The organism is Streptomyces lomondensis (assembly GCF_014651035.1).
In the GTDB taxonomy this organism is placed as follows: domain Bacteria; phylum Actinomycetota; class Actinomycetes; order Streptomycetales; family Streptomycetaceae; genus Streptomyces; species Streptomyces lomondensis.
Map to the genome: position 1 here is coordinate 211,642 of NZ_BMWC01000009.1, position 20,855 is coordinate 232,496.

General features: G+C 71.6%; 15 protein-coding genes and 1 pseudogene. 13 read left to right on the top strand and 3 right to left on the bottom strand.

Annotated features, from left to right (window positions below; all coding sequences use genetic code 11):
* Window positions 1-9: 9 nt before the first annotated feature.
* The 5 genes from IE255_RS27905 to IE255_RS27925 are packed head-to-tail and all read left to right on the top strand — an operon-like array spanning window position 10 to window position 5,836.
* Window positions 10-1,500 carry a CoA-acylating methylmalonate-semialdehyde dehydrogenase gene (locus tag IE255_RS27905; RefSeq protein ID WP_190053131.1) on the top strand — a complete coding sequence of 497 codons (1,491 nt, stop codon included), beginning with the start codon at window positions 10-12 and terminating at the stop codon, window positions 1,498-1,500.
* Window positions 1,501-1,533: 33 nt separating this feature from the next.
* Entirely contained in the window at window positions 1,534-2,484 is a 951-nt protein-coding gene (locus IE255_RS27910) for a TIM barrel protein (protein WP_190053132.1), read from the top strand.
* 9 nt (window positions 2,485-2,493) lie between these two features.
* Window positions 2,494-3,933, top strand: coding sequence for a sugar porter family MFS transporter (locus IE255_RS27915; protein ID WP_190053133.1), 1,440 nt, complete (start codon window positions 2,494-2,496; stop codon window positions 3,931-3,933).
* Window positions 3,934-3,953: 20 nt separating this feature from the next.
* Complete coding sequence (locus tag IE255_RS27920; protein ID WP_190053134.1) at window positions 3,954-4,973, top strand: Gfo/Idh/MocA family protein; 1,020 nt, start codon at window positions 3,954-3,956, stop codon at window positions 4,971-4,973.
* A complete protein-coding gene (locus IE255_RS27925) occupies window positions 4,970-5,836 on the top strand; it encodes a sugar phosphate isomerase/epimerase family protein (RefSeq protein ID WP_190053135.1) in 867 nt (288 codons plus the stop codon). The genes IE255_RS27920 and IE255_RS27925 overlap by 4 nt, the downstream gene beginning before the upstream one ends.
* Before the next feature lie 18 nt (window positions 5,837-5,854).
* Here IE255_RS27925 and helR read toward each other — a convergent pair whose 3' ends face one another.
* The gene (helR, locus tag IE255_RS27930; RefSeq protein ID WP_190053136.1) at window positions 5,855-8,011 is read right to left on the bottom strand and encodes an RNA polymerase recycling motor ATPase HelR; all 2,157 of its coding nucleotides are present in this window, start codon (window positions 8,009-8,011) and stop codon (window positions 5,855-5,857) included.
* 141 nt (window positions 8,012-8,152) lie between these two features.
* Window positions 8,153-11,080: a glycoside hydrolase family 32 protein gene (locus IE255_RS27935; RefSeq protein ID WP_190053137.1), complete on the bottom strand. Its 2,928-nt coding sequence runs from the start codon at window positions 11,078-11,080 to the stop codon at window positions 8,153-8,155.
* 252 nt (window positions 11,081-11,332) lie between these two features.
* Here IE255_RS27935 and IE255_RS27940 point away from each other — a divergent pair, with 252 nt between their 5' ends.
* From IE255_RS27940 to IE255_RS27965, 6 genes are all read left to right on the top strand, one after another.
* On the top strand, window positions 11,333-12,367 hold the full coding sequence (locus IE255_RS27940; protein WP_190053138.1) for a LacI family DNA-binding transcriptional regulator: 1,035 nt from the start codon (window positions 11,333-11,335) through the stop codon (window positions 12,365-12,367).
* 137 nt (window positions 12,368-12,504) lie between these two features.
* Window positions 12,505-13,803: an ABC transporter substrate-binding protein gene (locus tag IE255_RS27945; RefSeq protein WP_190053139.1), complete on the top strand. Its 1,299-nt coding sequence runs from the start codon at window positions 12,505-12,507 to the stop codon at window positions 13,801-13,803.
* A gap of 79 nt (window positions 13,804-13,882) precedes the next feature.
* On the top strand, window positions 13,883-14,818 hold the full coding sequence (locus IE255_RS27950) for a carbohydrate ABC transporter permease (protein WP_190053140.1): 936 nt from the start codon (window positions 13,883-13,885) through the stop codon (window positions 14,816-14,818).
* A gap of 1 nt (window position 14,819) precedes the next feature.
* The gene (locus IE255_RS27955) at window positions 14,820-15,692 is read left to right on the top strand and encodes a carbohydrate ABC transporter permease (RefSeq protein ID WP_190053141.1); all 873 of its coding nucleotides are present in this window, start codon (window positions 14,820-14,822) and stop codon (window positions 15,690-15,692) included.
* Window positions 15,693-15,732: 40 nt separating this feature from the next.
* On the top strand, window positions 15,733-17,199 hold the full coding sequence (locus IE255_RS27960) for a glycoside hydrolase family 32 protein (protein WP_190053142.1): 1,467 nt from the start codon (window positions 15,733-15,735) through the stop codon (window positions 17,197-17,199).
* 108 nt (window positions 17,200-17,307) lie between these two features.
* On the top strand, window positions 17,308-18,192 hold the full coding sequence (locus tag IE255_RS27965) for a Gfo/Idh/MocA family protein (protein ID WP_190053143.1): 885 nt from the start codon (window positions 17,308-17,310) through the stop codon (window positions 18,190-18,192).
* Here IE255_RS27965 and IE255_RS27970 read toward each other — a convergent pair.
* Window positions 18,189-19,100 carry a GNAT family N-acetyltransferase gene (locus tag IE255_RS27970; protein WP_190053144.1) on the bottom strand — a complete coding sequence of 304 codons (912 nt, stop codon included), beginning with the start codon at window positions 19,098-19,100 and terminating at the stop codon, window positions 18,189-18,191. The genes IE255_RS27965 and IE255_RS27970 overlap by 4 nt on opposite strands.
* A gap of 364 nt (window positions 19,101-19,464) precedes the next feature.
* On the opposite strand from IE255_RS27970, the pseudogene IE255_RS27975 reads away from it, so the two are divergent.
* Window positions 19,465-19,662: pseudogene (locus IE255_RS27975) on the top strand (beta-1,3-glucanase family protein); the annotation flags it as partial.
* A 141-nt stretch (window positions 19,663-19,803) separates the two neighbouring features.
* Window positions 19,804-20,823, top strand: coding sequence for a PP2C family protein-serine/threonine phosphatase (locus IE255_RS27980; protein ID WP_229906633.1), 1,020 nt, complete (start codon window positions 19,804-19,806; stop codon window positions 20,821-20,823).
* Window positions 20,824-20,855 lie beyond the last annotated feature (32 nt).

A 20,855-nucleotide genomic window follows, 5' to 3' on the forward strand; every position in this document is an offset into this window, starting at 1 on the left:
CCCGCTCCCGTGAACACCATTGCCCACTGGATCGACGGCCAGGCCGTCCCCGGCACCGACACCGCCCCGGTGTTCAACCCGGCCACCGGTGCCGAACAGGCCCGGGTGGCCCTGGGCGGTTCCGCCGACGTGGACACCGCCGTCGCCGCCGCCACCCGCGCGTTCGAGGCCTGGTCGGAGTCCTCGCTCTCCCAGCGCACCCAGGTCATGTTCGCCTTCCGCCAGCTCCTCGTCGACCACGAAGAGGAACTCGGCCGGATCATCTCCGCCGAACACGGCAAGACCGTCGACGACGCCCGCGGCGAGATCACCCGCGGCCGCGAAGTCGTCGAATTCACCTGCGGCCTCGGCGACGTGTTGAAGGGCAACTTCTCCGACCAGGTCTCCCGCGGCGTCGACGTACACGACTTCCGCCAGCCCCTCGGCGTCGTCGCCGGCATCACGCCGTTCAACTTCCCCGCGATGGTGCCGCTGTGGATGCACCCGATCGCCATCGCCACCGGCAACACCTTCATCCTCAAGCCCAGCGAGCGCGACCCGTCAGCCGCGAACTTCGTCGCCGAGCTCTACCGGAAGGCCGGCCTGCCCGACGGCGTCTTCAACATCGTCCACGGCGGCAAGCCCGCCGTCGACGCGATCCTCACCCACCCCGGCATCCGAGCCGTCTCCTTCGTCGGCTCCACCCCCATCGCCAAGTACGTCCACGAGCAGGCCACCGCACACGGCAAGCGCGTCCAGGCCCTCGGCGGCGCCAAGAACCACGCCGTCGTCCTGCCCGACGCCGACCTCGAATACGCCGCCAACCACATCACCGCCGGCGCCTACGGCTCCGCAGGTGAGCGCTGCATGGCCGTCTCGGTGGCCGTCGCCGTCGGCGACGCCGCCGACGGACTCGTGGAGGTCCTGGCCCGCAAGGCCCGCGAGGTGAAGGTCGGCCCAGGGAACGCGCCCGGCACCGACATGGGCCCCCTGGTCACCAAGGCCGCCCAGGAACGCGTCGAGAACGCCGTCGGCACCGCCGCCACGCAGGGCGCCACCATCGTCGTCGACGGACGCGGCCTGAAGATCGACGGCCACGAGGACGGCTTCTTCACCGGCCCCTCCCTCCTCGACCACGTCACCACCGACATGGACGCCTACCGGGAAGAACTCTTCGGCCCGGTCCTCGCCATCGTCCGCGTCGACACCCTCGACCAGGCCATCCACCTCATCAACGCCAACCCCTACGGCAACGGCACTGCCCTGTTCACCACCTCCGGCGAAGCCGCCCGCCGCTTCCAGCGCAACGTCCACGTCGGCATGATCGGCGTCAACGTGCCGGTGCCCGTCCCGATGTCCTACTACTCCTTCGGCGGCTGGAAGGACTCCCTCATCGGCGACTCCCCCATCCACGGCCCCGAAGGCATCCGCTTCTACACCCGCCCCAAGGTCGTCACCACCCGCTGGCCCCAGCAGGCCCAGTCCGCGGCCGCGGGCTTCGACTTCCCCACGTCCGACTGACCGTCCCTGTCCCTCTCCCAAAGGACACGCACCATGGCAACGGCGCCTCCCCCTCTCCGTACCACCGTCGGCAACCTGTGCCTCGGCTCCGCCCCCGACTCCTGGGGTGTCTGGTTCCCCGAGGACGAGCACCAGGTGTCGTACACGCGCTTCCTCGACGAGCTGGTCCAGGCCGGCTACGAGTGGCTGGAGCTCGGCCCGTACGGGTACCTGCCCACCGACCCGCAGCGGCTGAAGGCCGAGCTGGACGCCCGGGGGCTGAAGGTCTCCGGCGGTACGGCGTTCGGCGCGCTGCACCGGCCCGAGGCGTGGGACGAGATGCTCGCCCATGTCCGGCAGGTCGCCGCGCTGACCGCCGCCGCGGGGGCGCACCACCTGGTCTTCATCCCGCCGATGTACCGGGACGAGAAGACCGGTGCGTTCACCGAGTCGCCCGAGCTGACCGCCGAGCAGTGGGCCGGGTTCGGCCGGGCCGCGGACCGGCTGGGCAGGCTGCTGCTGGAGGAGTACGACGTACGGCTGGTCGTCCATCCGCACGCCGACAGCCACATCCAGACCCAGCCGGAGATCGAGCGGCTGCTGAACGAGTCCGACGGCCGGTACACCAACCTGTGCCTGGACACGGGGCATGTGGCGTACGGCGGCGGGGACAACCTCGATCTGATCCGCCGGTTCGGTGAGCGGGTCGGGTACGTGCACATCAAGCAGATGGATCCGGAGATCCTGGCCCAGGTCGCCGCCGAGGACCTGTCGTTCGGTGAGGCCGTGAAGCGCGGGGTGTGCGTGTCGCCGCCGGCCGGGGTGCCCAAGCCGGCCGATGTGGTGGCCGAACTCGCCCGGCTCGACGCGGAGTTGTTCGTGATCGTCGAGCAGGACCTGTACCCGTGCGCTCCCGAGGTGCCGCTGCCCATCGCGGTCAGCACCCGTGAGCACCTGGCCGGCTGCGGCCTGTCGGGTACCCGGCGCCCGAACATCGACAGGTAAGGAGCGGCCATGGACGTCAGGGACGACACGACACCGGCCCCCACCCCGCCCCCCGCCACCGCCGTCGCGGACGACGCCCCTCCGGCGGTCAGGCGGCGGCTGCGGCTGATCACGATCATCGCCACGTTCGGTGGTCTGCTCTTCGGCTACGACACGGGCGTCATCAACGGCGCCCTGCCCTACATGACCGACGACCTCGGCCTGACCCCGGTCACCGAGGGCATGGTCACCAGCTCGCTGCTGCTGGGTGCCGCGCTGGGCGCGGTGACCGGCGGCCGGCTGTCGGACGCGCGGGGCAGGCGGCGCAACATCCTGCTGCTGGCCGTGCTGTTCTTCGTCGGCGCGCTCGGCTGCACGCTCGCGCCGACGACCGAGGTGATGATCGTGGCACGGTTCGTGCTCGGTCTCGCGGTCGGCGGTGCCTCGGTGACCGTGCCGGTCTATCTCGCGGAGGTGTCGCCCGCCGAGCGGCGCGGCGCCCTCGTGACCCGCAACGAGCTGATGATCGTCACCGGTCAGCTGCTGGCGTTCACCTCCAACGCGATCATCGCCCAGATCGGCGGCGAGTCCGGCGGCGTGTGGCGCTGGATGCTGGTCATCGCCACGCTGCCGGCCGTGGTGCTGTGGTTCGGCATGCTGGTGATGCCGGAGAGCCCGCGCTGGCTGGCCTCGCAGAGCCGCTTCGGCGAGGCCCTCGACGTCCTGAAGCAGGTGCGGTCGCAGGTGCGGGCCGAGGCCGAGCTGAAGGAGGTCACCGCCCTCGCCGTCAAGGACCAGCGGGAGAGGCTCGGCGGCTGGCAGGACATCAAGAGCACGCCGTGGGTGCGGAAGCTGATGTTCGTCGGGTTCGGCATCGCGATCGTGCAGCAGATCACCGGCGTCAACACGATCATGTACTACGGCACGCAGATCCTCACCGACGCCGGTTTCGCCGCCGACAGCGCGCTGACGGCGAACATCGCCAACGGTGTGATCTCGGTGCTCGCCACCTTCGTCGGCATCTGGCTGCTGGGCCGCGTCCCGCGCCGCCCGATGCTGATGACCGGTCAGGTGGGCACGACGGCCGCCCTGTTGCTGATCGGCGTCTTCTCGCTGGTGCTGCCCTCCGGTGATCCGCGGGCCTTCGCGGTGCTGGCCATGACGGTCACGTTCCTCGCCTTCCAGCAGGGCGCGATCTCGCCGGTGACCTGGCTGATGCTGTCGGAGATCTTCCCGATGCGGATGCGCGGCTTCGGCATGGGCGTCGCGGCCGTGGTGCTGTGGCTGACCAACTTCGTGATCGGGCTGGTCTTCCCGTCCCTGGTCTCCGGGATCGGGATCTCCAACACCTTCTTCCTGTTCGTGGTGGCGGGTCTGCTGTCCCTCACCTTCGTGAAGCTGTACGTCCCCGAGACCAAGGGCCGCACCCTCGAAACCCTCGAAGCCGAGCTCCGGACGCGCTTCTCCTGACCACTCCCGAGGAGTTCACCATGACCGTACGTGTAGGCGTCATCGGCGCCGGAATGATCGGCCAGGACCACATCAGGCGGCTCACCGAGGTCGTCACCGGGGCCAGGGTCACGGCCGTGACCGACATCGACGCCGGGCGCGCCGCCGAGGTGGCCGCCCGGACCGGTGCCACCGCGCTGCCCACCGGCGCGGACCTGGTCGCCTCCCCCGACGTGGACGCCGTGCTCGTCACCTCCTGGGGACCCACCCATGCCGAGCACGTCCTGAACGCGATCGCGGCCGGCAAGCCGGTGTTCTGCGAGAAGCCGCTGGCCACGACCGCCGAGGACTGTCTGCGGATCGTCGAGGCCGAGCGGGCGCACGGGCGCCGGCTGGTGCAGGTCGGCTTCATGCGCCGCTTCGACCCGGGCTACCGGCAGATGAAGGAGGTCCTGTCGACCGGCTCGCTCGGGGCGCCGCTGATCGTGCACTGCGCCCACCGCAACCCGACCGTGCCCGAGTCGTACCACTCCGCCATGGCCGCCCAGGACACGGCCGTGCACGAGATCGACGTGCTGCGCTGGCTGCTCGACGACGAGATCGTCTCCGCCCAGGTGGTCACCCCGCGCGCCACGAGCAAGCGGTTCCCGCACCTGAAGGACCCTCAGATCATGATCTTCGAGACGTCCGAGGGCGTCCGGATCGACCTGGAGGTCTTCGTCAACTGCCAGTACGGCTACGACATCCAGTGCGAGGTCGTCGGCGAGGACGGGCTGGTCCGGCTGCCCGACCCGGCGGCCGTCGGGATCCGCACCGCCGCCCGGCACGGCACGGGCGTGCTCCAGGACTGGAAGGACCGGTTCGCGGAGGCCTTCGACACCGAGTTCCGCGAGTGGGTCGCCTCGGTCGCGGCCGGCACCGAGCCCACCGGCCCGTCCGCCTGGGACGGTTACGCCGCCACCGTCATCACCGACGCCGCCGTCCGGTCCCTTGAGTCCGGCGGCGAGATCGTCACCACCGACATGAAGCCCCGCCCCGCGTTCTACGGAGGGACCGCGTGAAGATCGCCCTCGACCCCTATATGTTCCGTGCCCTGCCGATCGACGAGATGGTGCGCACGGTCGCCGAACTCGGCTACGAGTACATCGAGTTGTCGCCGCGCGCGGACTTCATGCCGTTCTTCCTGCACCCGCGTGCGGACGACGCGCGGGTGGCGGAGCTGAAGAACTCCCTGCGCAGGCACGGCGTGCGGCTGTCCTCGGTGCTGCCGCTGTACAAGTGGTCCTCGCCGGACGAGACCGAGCGGCAGGCGGCCGTCCGCTACTGGAAGCGGATGATCGAGATCACCGTCGAGCTCGAATGCCCGCTGATGAACTCGGAGTTCAACGGCCGCCCCGAGCGGGCCGCCGAGAGCGAGGCCGCGTTCTGGCGCTCGCTGGAGGAACTGCTGCCGGTGTTCGAGCGCGAAGGCATCGCTCTGAACCTGGAGGCCCACCCGGACGACTTCTGCGAGGAGAACACGCCCGCCGTCGATCTCGTCCGCGCGATCAACAAGCCGTGGGTGAACTACCTGTACTGCGCCCCGCACACCTTCCATCTCTCGGGCGCGGATCCGACGGCCGACATCGCGGCGATGATGCGCTACGCCGGTGACAAGCTCCAGCACGTGCACATCGCGGACTCCTTCAACCACAAGGGCTCCAGCGGCCTGCGCTACATCCTGAACCCGCCGGGCACCCCGGCCCGGATCCACCAGCACCTCGACATCGGTCAGGGCGAGGTCGACTGGGACGCCTTCTTCGGCACCCTGCGCGAGCTGGGCTTCGACGGCGTCGCCACGGCCTGCGTCTTCGCCTGGGAGGAGCGGGCCCGGGAGTCGTCGGCGTTCATGCTGGACCGCATCCGCAAGGAACTCGCCGCGTAGCACTCCGGCCGGGGCGGCTCAGCAGCTCGTGAGCACCACGAGCTGCCGGGTCGCCCGGGTCATCGCGACGTAGTGGTCGACCGCGCCCTCGATGCCGGTGCCGAAGTCCTCCGGGTCGACGAGCACGACCAGGTCGAACTCCAGCCCCTTGGACAGCTCCGGCGTCAGCGACCGCACACGGGCCGAGGTCGGCCGGAACGTGGGATCGCCGATGACACAGGCGGTCCCCTCGGCGTGTGCGGCCAGCCAGGTGTCGAGGATCGCGGGCAGGTCCGAGACGGGTCCGTGGACGACGGGGACACCGCCGCTGCGGATGGAGACCGGCACGTTGGCGTCCGGGAGCACGGCCCGGATGACCGGCTCGGCCTCCGCCATGATCTCCTCCGGCGTCCGGTAGTTGATGCTCAGCGAGGCCATCTCGACCCGGCCGAACCCGACCCGCTCCAGCCGTTCCCGCCACGACTCCGTGAACCCGTGCCGGGCCTGGGCGCGGTCCCCGACGATGGTGAAGCTGCGTGAGGGGCAGCGCAGCAGCAGCATCTGCCATTCCGCGTCGGTCAGTTCCTGCGCCTCGTCCACGACGATGTGCGCGAACGGCCCGGCGAGCCGGTCCGGATCGTCGGCGGGCAGGGCACTCTCGTCGACCAGGGAGTTGCGCATGTCCTGTCCGTGCAGCATGACCAGCACGCCTTCGCCGTCGTCGTGGGTATGGGCCTCCAGCAGGTTGTCGATGACCTTGTCCATGCGTTCGCGTTCGGTGGCGACGGCGGCGGCGTGCCGGCGTTTGCGCCGTGACGCCTCCGGGTCGCCGAGCCGCTGCCGTGCCGCGTCCAGCAGCGGCAGGTCGGACACCGTCCAGGCTTGGGGATCCTCGCGCTGGAGCTTTCGCACGTCGTCGCGGCCGAGCCAGGGGGCGCACATCCGCAGATAGGCCGGTACCGACCACAGGTCCCCGACGAGATCGCTCGCCTCCAGCAGCGGCCAGGCTCGGTTGAAGGCCGTGAGCAGGTCCCTGTTCCGCGACAGCGACCTGCGCAGCAGGGCGGCCGGCGCGTCGCCCTCGTGCTTGTCCTCCAGGATCGTGAGCAGTTCTTCCCAGACCTGGCCGCGCGCGTCGTTGTGCGGGGTGCCGGGTTCCGCCGCCGCGAACGCCACGAGCCAGTCCTCGGCACTGAGCCGGATGTCGGACCAGTGGGTCGTGACCGTCATGCCCTCGGTGGGCGGCTCCTCGTAGAACGTGACGGCCTTCTCGAGCGCCTTCACCATGTCCGCGGACGACTTCAGGCGCGCGACGTCCGGGTCGGTCTCGACCGCCGCTTCGGCTCCCTCGTCGACGAGGTCCCGCAGGACGCAGGTCTGCACGCCCTCCTCGCCGAGGCTGGGCAGGACGTCGGAGACGTACGACAGGTAGGGCCGGTGCGGGCCGACGAACAGGACGCCGCCCCGGCGGTGGCCGAGCCGGGGGTCGGAGTACAGGAGGTAGGCGGAGCGGTGCAGGGCGACGACGGTCTTGCCCGTGCCGGGCCCCCCGTCGACGACGAGGGCGCCGCGGGAACCCGCGCGGATGATGGCGTCCTGGTCGGCCTGGATGGTGCCGAGGACGTCCCTCATCCGGGGCGAGCGGTTGGTGCCCAGGCTGGCGATGAAGGCGGACTGGTCGTCGAGCGCGGCGTGGCCGACGACCCCGTCCGGGGTGAACACCTCGTCCCAGTAGTCGCTGATCCGGCCGTCGGTCCAGCGGTAGCGGCGGCGGCTGGCCAGCCCCATCGGGTTGGCGTGCGTCGCCCCGAAGAACGGCTCGGCGGCCGGGGAACGCCAGTCGACGAGCAGGCGGCGTCCCTCGCTGTCCGTGAGGCCGAGGCGTCCCACGTACACGGGCTCGGAGCCGTCCGCGGCGACCATGTGCCCGAGGCACAGGTCCAGTCCGAAGCGGCGCAGTGCGCGCAGGCGAGCGGTGAGCCGGTGGATCTCGGCGTCCCGGTCCATCGCCTGCCGTCCCTTGCCGCCGGGCGCCCTGCGCTCTGCTTCGAGACGGTCGGAGAGTTCGGCGATCGACTGCTCCAGGCAGTCGGCGACGGCGGCGAAATGCCGCTCGTCGCGGGCGATCAGCGCCGGCGCGGCTTTGTGCGCGAGGCGGTCGGGAAGATCGAACGCGCTCGTGGTCAGGGGGGTCACGTCATGCTCCCGTTTCCGCAGGTCCTGGGCCTAGGCCCGACAGTGTGCGGGAGACAGGGGGCCTTGCCGCAAGGCCCCCTGTGCGCTATAGGTTGAGAGTGGCGAGGAGAGTGCTCCTTGCCCTTCTTGTTGCCCTGTCGGTCACCGGCGTACGGGGACGTTGACGTCGTCCACGTTGATGTGGCCCCAGCCGCCCGTCGCCCGGTCGACGATCTCGACGTAGATCCGCTCGCCGATGTGCTCGGCCAGGTCGAAGGCTACACGTCGGTACTGCTCGACGCCGCGGCCGGTCGCCTTGGCCAGCACCTTGCCGTCGTCGGCGCGGACGACGGCGGCGTAGAGCCGGTCGGGGTCGTTGCCGCCGGAGACGAGCAGGTCGACCACGCCGTCTCCGCCGAGGACGACGGTGGCCGAGCGGAGCACCCCGGTCGCCTCGTCACCACCGGCGTCCGGGTTGAAGCCCCAGAGGTGGTGGCCGGCCGCGTCGTCGCCGGTCTCGGCCTGGTAGAAGGGTCCGCCCCAGCCCCAGTCGGTGCGGGTGGTGACGTTGGCGTCGCCGAAGGTCGTGCCCGAGACGACGGTCCAGCCGGTGAGGTCGCCGGTGGCGAAGTCGTGGTTGGGCAGGGCGTCGACGTCCGCCGGGCGCGGCGGGTCGTAGGCGGCCGGGGCGACGGGGGTGTCGTAGGCGCCGTTCATCCGCCAGACGTCCAGCTCCAGGACATGGGCGTCGCCTCCCTCGGTGGTCAGCCGCAGGCCGGTGGCGTCCTTTCTGGTGGGATAGACGCGGCTGGTGAGGCTGTTGGTCCCGTTGACGTACGCCTCCAGCATCGAGCGGTCGAGCAGGACCCTCAACCTCAGTTTCCCGCCGTCCAGTTGGACGGTTCCGCCGTGCACGCCCTTGCGGACGTCCGGGTCGAGGCTGGAGCGGCCGCGGTCGAGGGAGAAGCGGCGCTCGGCGACGGAGTAGGAGAGCAGCGTCTCCTCGGTGCCGTCCTCGCAGGCCCGCACCGCCAGGGTGATGCTGCGGGCGTCGCGCGGCTCGATGACGGCGGAGATGTCCAGCAGGTCCCCGGAGACGTCGGCGAGCCGCCGGTTCGCCTCCTCGACCGAGGCCTGGCGGATCCGGGCGAGGCGCTTGCCGCGGAGGCCGGCCGCCTCGGCGATCGGTTCGACGCCCAGGCGGCCGTCCGTGCGCAGCGAGACGCTGACGGGCATCCCGGCGTTGTGCGCCCAGCCGGCCTGGGCGTGCTGCTGTTCGCTGCGGCGGTCCTGGGTGATGCTGAAGAGCACGGACCGGCCGTCGGGGGTGACGAAGCCGGACGGGCCGGTGAAGTGCTCGCCGAAGTCGAACTCGCGGGGCTCGACGTGGTCGGGGACGAAGCGGCACGTGTGCTTGTCGAAGGTCCCGATCCAGTAGTAGGTGTGCTTGACGGCGTTCGGGTGGAACGCCTCCCACCAGGGGCTGACCAGCAGGATGTGCTTGCCGGTGCGCTTGCCGGTGGGCCCGGGGAGCGGGAGGAGGACCGGCAGCTCCCACACCTCTCCGGGTTCGGGCACCGTGGCCAGGTCGTTCCAGTGCAGCGGGCCCCGGTACGTCCACGGCCCTTCCGGTCTGCGCGCGGTGTAGACGAGTGCGGTGCCTCCGTGCTTGCGGGTGACGCGGGTGCCGTCGTAGTCGACGATGCCGCTGCCGACCAGCTGGTACCAGACGCCGTCCTCCTCCCAGACGAACGGGTCGCGGAAGTTCTCCGCCCAGGCCGTGCCCGGTCCCGCGGGGAGGCCTGCCGGGGCCTCGGTGACCGGCTCGGACCTCATCGTCCAGGTAGCCAGGTCCGTGTCGCCGTCGGCCGCGTACGAGGACACGGCAAGGCCGGTGCGCTGGCGGTACGGCAGCCGGTCGTCGCCGCCGGTGAAGAAGAGCACCGGCCCGCGGTCGCCGTCCACGTACGCCGAGCCCGACCAGATCCCGTCCGGTCCGGGCGAGTCCGCGGCGGGCGCGAGGGCGACGGGCAGGTCCCGCCAGTGCACCATGTCGGTGCTGACCGCGTGCCCCCAGTGGATCTGGCCCCAGTACGGGCCGAACGGGTCGTGCTGGTAGAAGATGTGGTACTTGCCCTTGAAGTACACGGGCGCGTGCGGCTCGTTCATCCAGTGCCAGGGCGGCAGCATGTGGAACTGGGGGCGGTGCCGGTCGCCGTCGAAGCGCGTCCGGTGCTGGACCAGGTCCGGCCGGGGCGCGCGGCCCCCGGGCAGCGCCGCGATCGTGTCGGTGTGCTCCTGCCGGGCCGTCTCGTCGTCGAGGGTGCCCGGGCGGATCACGAGGCTGTCCATCAGCCCGATGTACATGTTGGCGTGGAACTCGCCGTTCAGCAGCGTGGGCCGGTTGTGCCGGCCTATGAGCAGCGGCTCGTCGGGGGCCGGTTCGGGGGCCTGGCCGGGGGTGGTGGCGGTGCCGATGCGGCGGCCGTCGCGGTAGAGGCGCAGTTGCCGGGCGGCGGGGTCGTAGGTGGCCGCGACATGCGTCCAGGTGCCCTTGGCGGCCGGCTGGTCCGCGGCTCCCTGGACCTCGATCAGCTCGGTGCCGAAGCCGAGTTGGAAGACGATCCGCCCGAAGCGGCGCAGGCCGAGCAGGAATCCCGTCCTGGCGTCGGGGTCGTGCTGGTTGACCAGGGCCTGGGGCTTGCCGTCGATGCCGTGCTCGTAGGCGTAGGGCGCGATCCACACGTCGAGGGTGAGGCCGCGGGTGAGGTCGAGGCCGCCGGGGCCGCGGGCGGTGACGACGGTGGAGTAGCCGTCGAAGTACAGCGCCCGGCCGCGCACGCCGCGGCGGCGCACGGGGTCGCTGTCGGGCTTGTAGCGGGCGTCGGTGAAGACGTAGTCGACGGGGTCGGCGGTGCCGGACACGGCCTCGCGGGTGACGGTGCCGGCCCGTTCGTCGAAGTCCCAGCGGGCGGCGGGGCCTCCGGGCAGGCGCCGCTCCCGGGCGGTGGCGGCGGGAGCGAACGAGAACGGGACGACGGCGCCGCCCACAGCGGCGGACACAACACTGAGGGCCGTTCTTCTCCTCATGGCAACTCCTGGGCGCTGCGGCAGGCGTGACGCCATGCCAAATCGGTTTAGTCGGCGGGGTTGGCATGGTTCGCGTGCCGTGCCTGCTAAAGCAAGAGCTAACGCGCTCCGATTTACCCGGGCGTTACCTCAGGACTGGACAAATCGCCCTATATAGCCACCGTTGGTGTCCCGGGTGTTGACAGCGACCGAAGAGCGCATCACTCTCATCGCATCTTGCTAATCCGATTTAACAACGGAGCTGAGCCGCTGATGCCTGAACGCCGTGTGACCATGGCCGACGTCGCCCGCAAGGCGGGCGTCTCGCCGACGACCGCGTCGTTCGCCCTCTCCGGCCGCACCGACATGCGCATCTCCGACGCCTCCCGCGAACGCGTCCTGGAGGCCGCGCGGGAGCTGGGCTACCGCCCCAACGTCACGGCGCGCAGCCTGCGGACGAAGTCGACCCAGACCATCGGGTTCGTCTCGGACCGCATCACGACGACTCCGTTCGCGGGCGATGTGATCCGCGGCGCGATGGAGGCCGCCCGGGAGCGGGACAACCTGCTGTTCATCACGGAGGCCGGCGGCGACCGCGCCGCCGAGTCGTCACTCGTCCACGCGCTGCTGGACCGCCAGGTCGACGCCGTGATCTACGCGTCGATGTTCACCCGGTACGTCACCCCGCCCAAGGAGTTGTTCGGGCGCCGGGTGGTCCTGCTGAACTGCCTGGCCCCCGGCTTCGACGCGCCCTCCGTCGTCCCGGACGAACTGGAGGCCGGCCGGGACGCGGCCCGTGCCCTGCTCGCCGCCGGCCACACCGAGGGCATCTGGGCGATCGGCGGCCACCAGGCCGTGCCGGCCACGCCCGAGGGGATCATCGCCGGCAACGAGCGCATGCGCGGCCTGGAGGAGGTCCTGCGCGCGGGCGGGGCCCGGCTGGACGGGGTCGTCGAGTGCGACTGGGACACGCGGGACGGCTACCGGGAGGTCTCCGCGCTGCTGGCGGCGGGGCATCGGCCCCGGGCGCTGGTGTGCCTGACCGACCGGGTGTCCATGGGCGCCTACCAGGCGCTCGGCGAGGCGGGTCTGTCGGTGCCCGGTGATGTGTCGGTGGTGTCCTTCGACGACCAGGACATCGCGGCCGTACTGCGCCCGGCGCTCACCACGCTGAAGCTGCCGCACTACCGACTCGGCCGTCTGGCCGTGGAGTTGATTCTCGGCGAAGGGCCCCTCGAAGCGGCCGTGCACCGGGTGCCGATGCCGTTGCAGGACCGTGCCTCCATCGGCACCCCGGCGACGCGCTGACGCACCGAAGACAGGCCGTCCCGCCGCCCGGGGCTACGACCCCCGGGTGGCGGGACGGCCACCAGGAACAGCGACCGTCGCAACCGGTCGCCCAGGCGGGTCCGGCAAGACCCGTCTCAGTGAGATGGAGGAACCTCGTGGTGTTCAGAACCAGGCGCCTCGCAGTCGCGAGTGTAGCCGCCCTGGCGGCGACCGCGCTGGTCGCCGGCTGCGCGACCGGAAGCGGCGGCAGCAGCACGTCCGGAGCCAAGGGCGACACGCTGACCCTGTGGACGCACAACGCCGGCAACTCGGCCGAGCTCGACGTCGTCAAGAAGATCATCAAGGATTTCAACGGCTCCCAGAGCACGTACAAGGTCGAGCTCCAGGCGTTCCCGCAGAGCGACTACAACAACTCCGTCGTGGCCGCCGCCTCCGCCCGCAAGCTGCCCTGCCTGCTCGACGTGGACGGCCCCAACGTGCCGAACTGGGCATGGGGCGGCTATCTGGCCCCGATCGACGTCTCCGGCAGCGAGGTACCGCTGTCCGCCCAACTCCCCAGCACCGTGGGCCGTTACCAGGGCAAGGTCTACGCGTTCGGCTTCTACGACGTCTCCCTGGCCTTCTTCGCCCGCAAGTCCGTGCTGAAGGAGTACGGCATCCGCATACCGACGCTCGACAAGCCGTGGACCAAGGCCGAGTTCGACTCCGCCCTGGCGAAGCTGAAGAAGAGCGGGAAGTTCCCGTACCCGCTGGAGATGGGCACCGGCAGCCTGGGCGAGTGGTACCCGTACGCCTACTCACCTCAGCTTCAGAGCTTCGGCGGTGACCTGATCGACCGCGACGGCTACCAGACCGCCTCGGGCACCCTCGACGGCAAGGACGCCGTGGAGTGGGCGACCTGGTTCCGCTCGCTGGTGGCCAAGGGCTATCTGTCGAAGAAGTCGGGAGCCGACCCCAACAAGGACTTCCTGGCCGGCAAGAGCGCCCTGCAGTGGGACGGCAGCTGGAACGCGGCCAAGAACGCGGCGAAGCTCGGTGACGACCTGGCGATCATCCCGCCGGTGGACTTCGGTCACGGGCCGAAGATCGGCGGTGCCTCCTGGCAGTGGGCGATGAGTTCCACCTGCTCCAACAAGGCGGGCGCGCAGGCGTGGCTGAAGTTCGCCCGCCAGACGAAGTACTTCGTGGACTACGCCGAGGCCACCGGCACGATCCCGGCGACCGACGCCGCCGCGCAGCAGGTCGACGGCTACCAGCCGGGCGGGAAGTTCAGTGTGTTCACCCGGTTCGCCCGCGAGTACGCGGTGGTGCGCCCGGTCACCCCGGCCTACCCGTACATCTCCACCGAGTTCCAGAAGGCGGTCCAGGACATCCTGGCCGGGGCGGACCCCGAGAAGGCGCTCGGCCAGGCGACGAAGGACATCGACACCAACCTCAAGACCAACAGGTACTAGACCGGCCGACCCGCTCCGGTCCGGTTCGAGGCCCCGACCGCGCTCCCCGAACCGGACCGGCTTCCCCTGGAGCCACACCGTGACCACCCTGACCGCAGCCCGCGAGCGGCCGCGTCCGGTCCGGCGAACCCGCAAGACGCACGCCCGTCGCCGTGAGGGCCTCACCGCTCTCGGCATGGCCGCTCCGGCCGTGGTGCTGCTGATCGTCTTCGTCGTCGTACCGCTCGCCCTGACCTTCGCCCTCGCCTTCACCGACGCGAGGCTCATCTCGCCCACGCCGGCCCGCTTCGTGGGCCTGGACAACTTCACCCGCCTCTTCCAGGACCCGGTCTTCTTCAAGTCCCTGCGCAACACGGCGTACTTCGCCGCCGTCGTCGTCCCGCTCCAGGGCGGGCTCGCCCTGGTGCTGGCCCTGCTGGTCAACGCGAAGGTGCGCGGCGTCAACTTCTTCCGCACCGTCTACTTCCTGCCGGTCGTCACCTCGATGGTGGTCGTGTCCCTGCTGTGGACCTTCCTCTACCGGCAGGACGGCCTGGTCAACCACGTGCTCTCGGCGCTCACCCTCGGACACGTCGAGGGCCGGGACTGGCTGGGCGACCCGGCCACCGCGATGCCCGCCATCATCCTGATGTCGGTGTGGCAGGGCGTCGGCTTCCACATGATCATCTGGCTGGCCGGCCTCCAGACCATCCCCGCGGAGCTGTACGAGGCCGCCGACCTGGACGGGGCCACCCGGTGGCACCGCTTCCGCCATGTCACCTGGCCCGGACTGCGCGCCACCCGGACGTTCGTCCTGATCACCATCACCATCCAGGCGCTCGGCCTCTTCACCCAGATCAACGTCATGACCGAGGGCGGCCCCCTCGACTCCACCACCACCGTCGTCTACCAGGCGATGCGCACCGGCTACGAGCAGCAGCAGACCGCGTACGCGGCCTCGATCTCGCTGGTCTTCTTCGTCCTCGTGCTGGCCGTGTCCCTCGTCCAGCGTTTCCTGACCCGGGAGAAGGACTGACATGACCTCTTATCTGCGGTTTTTCGCCGGTCACGTCGGACGGGTCGTCCTCGCCCTGGTCTTCGCGCTTCCGCTCGTCTTCATGCTGGTCTCGTCGTTCAAGCCGGACGACCAGATCTTCGGCGACCTGGGCTCGCTGCGCGCCTTCCTGCCGGTCGGCGCCCTGTCCCTGGACAACTACACGGGCGTCTTCGAGCGCGTCCCGGCGGCGCGGTTCCTGCTGAACTCGGTGCTGATCTCCTCGATCACCGTCGTGCTCGGCGTCATCGTCAACAGCCTGGCCGCCTTCGCCCTGTCACGGATGCGCTGGCCCGGCAGGAAGCTCGTCCTGACGGCCGTCATCGCCACGCTCATCGTGCCGTTCGAGACCTTCGCCCTGCCGCTGGTGTGGTGGATCAACCAGCTGCCGCTGCTCCGCGTCAATGGCTTCCACCTGGAGTGGACCACCGGCTGGATGGACACCTACCAGGTGCAGATCCTGCCGCTCGTCGCCAACGCCTTCTCCATCTTCTTCTTCCACCAGTACTTCCAGAGCATCCCCAAGGAGATCGACGAGGCGGCGATCGTCGACGGCGCGGGCTGGTTCACCATCTACCGCCGCATCGTCATGCCGCTGTCCGGCCCGGCCGTGGCCACCGTGGCCATCCTCACCTTCCTGCCCGCCTGGAACTCCTACCTGTGGCCGCTCATGGTCGTCCAGAGCGAGGAGCTGCGGCCGGTGATGGTGGGCCTCTCCTACTTCTTCCAACTGAACGTGAGCTGGGGCCAGATCATGGCGTACTCGTCCATGATCACCGTGCCGATCCTGGCGCTGTTCGTGGCCTTCCAGCGGTCGTTCGTCAACAGCATCGCCTCCACCGGCGTCAAGGGCTGACCGCGCGCCTTCGACTCCCCCACACCGAAAGGACCCCTGCGTGTCCGTCCTGCCCGCAGACCCCCACCGGCCCGTCGCGCACCTGCGCCCGCCCCGCAACTGGATCAACGACCCCAACGGGCTGGCCTTCCACGACGGCCACTACCACGTGTGCTTCCAGTACAACCCGTACGGACCCGAGCACGCGCACATGCACTGGGGCCACTTCCGCAGCCCCGACCTGCTGGCCTGGGAGGAACTGCCCGTCGCCCTGACCCCCACGCCGGGCGGCGAGGACGCCGACGGCTGCTTCTCCGGCAACGCCGTCTCCGACGGGGACCGCCTGGTCGCCTTCTACTCCGCCTTCCGCACCGATCGCTGGGCCCAGCCGGTCACCACCGCCGAGTCCCGGGACAACGGTGTCACCTGGACGCCGCGCGGCAGCCTGCTGATCCCCGACCCGCCCGAGGGCACCACCATGTACCGCGACCCGTACGTGTGGCGCGAGGCCGGCCGCTGGCGCATGCTGGTCGGCTCCGCCCTGGCGGACGGCCGGGCGGCGGCGCTGCTGTACGAGTCCGCGGACCTGGAGCGGTGGGAGTACCGGGGTCCGTTCCTGGACCGGGCCCCGCAGCCGGTGGCGCCGGGCGCCGACACGGGACTGGGCTGGGAGTGCCCCCAGTACCTGCACACGGACGGCCGCGGCGCGCTGATCCTCAGCGCCTGGGACCCGGAACTCGGGCCGCGCCGGACCGTGGTCCACTCCGGCCGCGAGGAGAACGGCCGCTTCCGCGCCGGCGCCCCCGCCCTGCTCGACCACGGCCCCGACTTCTACGCGCCCGCGCTGCTGCACGCGCCCGACGGCCGGTGGCTGCTGTGGGGCTGGTCGTGGGAGGCCCGCGACCCGGAGTGGGTACGGGAAGCCGGCTGGGCCGGGCTGCTGACGCTGCCGCGCGAGGTGACCCTCGCCGACGACGGCTCCGTACGACAGCGGCCGGCGGCGGAACTGCTCGCGCTGCGGGGCGGGCGCGCGGTGACCGCGGCCGGCGTGACCGACGGGACGGCCGTGCTGGGGACGGTGAGCGGGAGCTTCGATCTGACCGCTCGTCTGGAACCCCGGGCTCCCGGGGCGGCGGGAGGGCTCCGGCTGGTCACCTCGGCCGACGGCGGCGAGTACCTCGACCTCAGGCTGGACCCGGCGGCCGGTGAACTCGTCGTGGACCGCGACCACGCCTCCCTCGACGCGGGCGCCCACGGCGGCTCGTACCGCGTCCCCTGCCCCGGGGCGAGCGTGGAGCTGCGTCTCGTGGTGGACCGGTCCGTCGCCGAGGTGTATCTGCCGTCGGGCCGGACGCTGACGCTGCGCTTCTACCCCACCGGCGGCGCGCCCTGGCGGATCGAGGCGCGGGGCGGGGGCGAGGGCGGCCTCGGTTACGCGGTCAGCGCGTGGGACCTGCGGCCGTACACCGTGCGGTCCCTGGCCGGCGCCGCGCCGGATCTGACGGACACCGGTCTCGTGCGGCCCTGACCCCTGCCCGGACTCCCCGGCGGCCGGTTCCGTGTGACACGCTCTTCGACGAGCGGCGGCGGGGAACCGGCCGCCGGCGGTTTTTCGGCACCGTGGAGAGGCGGCGGCATGCGCATAGGACTGCTCGGCACCGGACCCTGGGCGCAGATGGCCCACGCACCCGCCCTGGGCGGGCACGACGAACTGGACTTCGCAGGAGTGTGGGGCCGCCGCCCCGAGGCCGCCAAGGAGCTGGCCGAGCGGCACGGCGTCCGCGCGTACGACGACACCGACGAGCTGTTCGCCGACGTGGACGCGGTGGCCGTGGCGCTGCCGCCGGACGTGCAGGCGGGGCTGGCCGCGCGGGCGGCGCGGGCCGGGTGCCATCTGCTGCTCGACAAGCCGCTCGCGCCGACGGTGGAGCAGGGACGGGCCGTGGTCGAGGCCGCCGAGGAGGCCGGGGTCGCCTCGGTCGTGTTCTTCACGACCCGCTTCCAGCCCGGACCGCAGGCGTGGATCACCGAGCAGGCGGCGGTACCGGGCTGGTTCACCGGGCGGGCGCAGTGGCTCGGGGCGGTGTTCACCAGCGAGAGTCCCTTCGCGACGCCGTGGCGGCGGGAGAAGGGCGCCCTGTGGGACGTCGGACCGCACGCCCTGTCCGTGCTGCTGCCGGTGCTGGGCGATGTGCGACGCGTGACGGCGGCGGCGTACGGTCCCGGGGACACGGCGCATGTGGTCCTCGACCACGCGGGCGGCGCGTCCAGCACCCTCACCCTGAGCCTGACGGCACCGCCCGCCGCGGCCGGTGCCGCCGTGGAGCTCCGCGGGGAGGCCGGGGTCGCGGTCCTGCCGCAGAGCTCCGACGGAGCCGTCCCCGCCCTGAAGCGGGCCGCGGACGCCCTGCTCGCCGCCGCCCGGACGGGCCGCCCGCACGCGTGCGACGCGGCGTTCGGCCTCCGGGTCACGGAGATCCTCACAGCGGCGGAGGACCTGCTGAACGGCGGCGCGCGCTAGGCGACGTCGCTGCCCGGGTCCCAGGCCGGGTGGAAGTTGACGCGTTCCTTGACCACCGGGAATCCGGCCTTGGCGAAATTCGCGGCCATGGGGGTGTTCCCCCGGTCGGTGGCGGCGGCGATGAACTCCGCGCCCTGTTCGGCCAGGAAGTGGGTGCACTCGGCCAGGAGGTCGTAGGCGTAGCCGCGGCCCCGCTGGTCGGGCAGGACGCCGATGAAGCCGATGCACGGGCCCGAGGGGTTGTGGGCCGGGATGTGGATGCCGGCCATCTCGCCCCCGGGCGTGTACGCGATCTGCCACCACTCGCGGGGTGAGGGGCACCAGTGGAAGAAGTCGAGCTCCTCCTGGGCCGCCTGGTCGAGTCCGCCCTGCTCGATGGCCTTGAGCGCGTGGGCGTCCAGGGTGGCGGAGTGGATGCGGCGCAGCGCGTCGAAGAACACGGCGTCCTCCGCCTCGGCTCGGAACTCCAGGCGCCCGGGCCGCTCGGGCAGGCCATGGCCGGGAGTCCAGCGGTACAGGAGGCGTTCGGCTAGCAGGTCGTAGCCCGCTGTGCGCGCGGCGGTGAAGCGGGTCTCGGCCGCGGTGCGCAGGGCCGGGTCGTCGCGCCAGCCCGCGGGCAGGTCCAGCTCCAGTTCGACCTGCCAGGGCGCGGAGCGCAGGAGCGCGGCGCCCGCTTCCTCCTCGCCGTCCGCCACGTCGAACCAGTTGAGGTTGACGGGCTCGGTGTCGTCGGGGCCGCCCCACCAGGCACCGCGGGCGACGACGCGGCCGTCGCGCAGCGCCACGCGCTTCCAGTCGGGGCGGTGCCGGGTCAGGCGGTGGCCCGCACGGTTGCCCAGCGGGTCGGGCAGGGTGTCGAAGAGAGCGGCGTCGCTCGTGTCGAGCGCGCGGATGACCGGATCGGTCATGGAAATTCCTCCGGGAGGCGAAAACTGCGGAGAGCGCTCCCGGTCGGTCAGTCGAGGCACGCCGGGACGGCGGGGAGGGAGCGCGGGAACGGTGTGAACTGCACGGCTCTGCCCTCCTTCCGCTGGTCTCGGGGCGTGGCGCGCCACACGTTACGGGATCACCGGCGGGCCGTCCATCGAATTCGCGGCTGAGCTCAAGTGGCCCTTAAGAGCCGGTCAAGCGATCCCTGAGGCGCCAACTGGGTGCCGTTTCAAGGGATGTACTCGGCGGCGCCGTGGTCGCCGCTCCGGCCGTCGCCGCGCTGGCCCCCCACGCCCTCGCGGAGACGGCCGTGAGCACGGCGAAGGCAGCGGCCGCCCTGCCGCTGACGCGGCCCAGCCGACGACCGACGCGGCGTCCTTCTACCGGACCGGCCTCGCCAACCACTACGCCAAGGCCATGCACGCGGCCAGCCAGGACGGCAGGGCGTACGGCTTCGCCTTCGACGACGTGGCCGACTTCGCCTCGTACATCCAGGACACTGCGCCCACGGGCATCCGGCTGACGCTCACGCCCTTCTAGCGGGCACGGGCCCGGAGTGCGGCGGTCCGCCGGGAGTAGCAGCGTGGTGGTGTGAGCAGTGCGCACGGCCGGTTCCGCCGGGCCCCCGACCGGGGCGGGCCCGGCTGGCTGCGCGGCGCACCGCCGCCGGTCTGGGCCCGGATGCTGCCGTCCGCGCTGCTGGCCGGCGTGTGCGCGGCGGAGCTGATCAGCCCGGAGCCGCTCGACATCGGCTTCCTGCTGGGCGCCATCCCGCCACTGGCCGTCCTGGCTCACGGGCCGGCGGCGACGGCGGTGCTGGGCGCGCTGGTGGTGGTCGTGCTGAGCGTCCCGGTGTTCAACCTGAACGCCCCCGGCAGCACCGATTTACTGACCGTGTGCTTCGTCTCGGTGCTGAGCGTGCTGCTGTCGTTCGTCCGCAGCAGGCGGGACGCGCAGCTGGTCACCGAGCGCGCTGTCGCCGAGGCCGCGCAGCGGGCCGTCGTGCCGCCGCTGCCGGAGCGGGTCGGACCGGTGCGGTGCGCGGGGCTGTACCGGGCCGCGCAGCGCGGGACGCTGGTCGGGGGCGACTTCTTCGACGTACGGGCGGGCCCCTACGGCGTACGGGCGGTCATGGGCGATGTGCAGGGGCACGGGCTGTCGGCCGTCGCCACGGTCGCGTCGCTGCTGGGGGCCTTCCGGGAGGCGGTGCTGGACCTGCCCGACCCGGAGGCGGTGGCGGCCCGGCTCGACCGGAGGATGGCGGTGGACTCCGCGGACGAGCCGCATGCCGAGCTGTTCGCCACGGCGGTGCTGCTCGACTTCTCCCCCGACGCGCGCGTGGTGCGGATCGTGGCGTGCGGGCAGCAGGGCCCGCTGCTGCTCCGTGACGGGCGGGCCGTCGAGCTGGACGTCGAGCCGTGCACACCGCTCGGGCTGGGCCTCGCCGGGACGGCTCCGCGGGTCGTCTCGGTGCGGCTGCGCGCCGGTGACCGGCTCTTCCTCGCCTCCGACGGTGTCACCGAGGCCAGGGACGCCGACGGGGCCTTCTATCCGCTGGCCGAGCGGCTGCCGGGCCTCGCCGCCGAGGACCCGGCCGCCCTGGCCGAGCGGGTGTGGACCGACCTCGTCCGGTACAGCCCGGACGTACGGGACGACGTCACGATGCTCGTACTCGCGCCCCGCCCGCGAGGCGGGCCCTGACGGCGGCCGGCGGCGGCCCGCGATGTCCGCGG

Coding starts and splice junctions, on each gene's coding strand:
- IE255_RS27970 (WP_190053144.1), bottom strand. CDS start 19,100: ATGACCGATCCGGTCATCCGCGCGCTCGACACGAGCGACGCCGCTCTC.
- IE255_RS27910 (WP_190053132.1), top strand. CDS start 1,534: ATGGCAACGGCGCCTCCCCCTCTCCGTACCACCGTCGGCAACCTGTGC.
- IE255_RS27935 (WP_190053137.1), bottom strand. CDS start 11,080: ATGAGGAGAAGAACGGCCCTCAGTGTTGTGTCCGCCGCTGTGGGCGGC.
- IE255_RS27920 (WP_190053134.1), top strand. CDS start 3,954: ATGACCGTACGTGTAGGCGTCATCGGCGCCGGAATGATCGGCCAGGAC.
- IE255_RS27965 (WP_190053143.1), top strand. CDS start 17,308: ATGCGCATAGGACTGCTCGGCACCGGACCCTGGGCGCAGATGGCCCAC.
- IE255_RS27940 (WP_190053138.1), top strand. CDS start 11,333: ATGCCTGAACGCCGTGTGACCATGGCCGACGTCGCCCGCAAGGCGGGC.
- IE255_RS27980 (WP_229906633.1), top strand. CDS start 19,804: ATGCTGCCGTCCGCGCTGCTGGCCGGCGTGTGCGCGGCGGAGCTGATC.
- IE255_RS27955 (WP_190053141.1), top strand. CDS start 14,820: ATGACCTCTTATCTGCGGTTTTTCGCCGGTCACGTCGGACGGGTCGTC.
- IE255_RS27915 (WP_190053133.1), top strand. CDS start 2,494: ATGGACGTCAGGGACGACACGACACCGGCCCCCACCCCGCCCCCCGCC.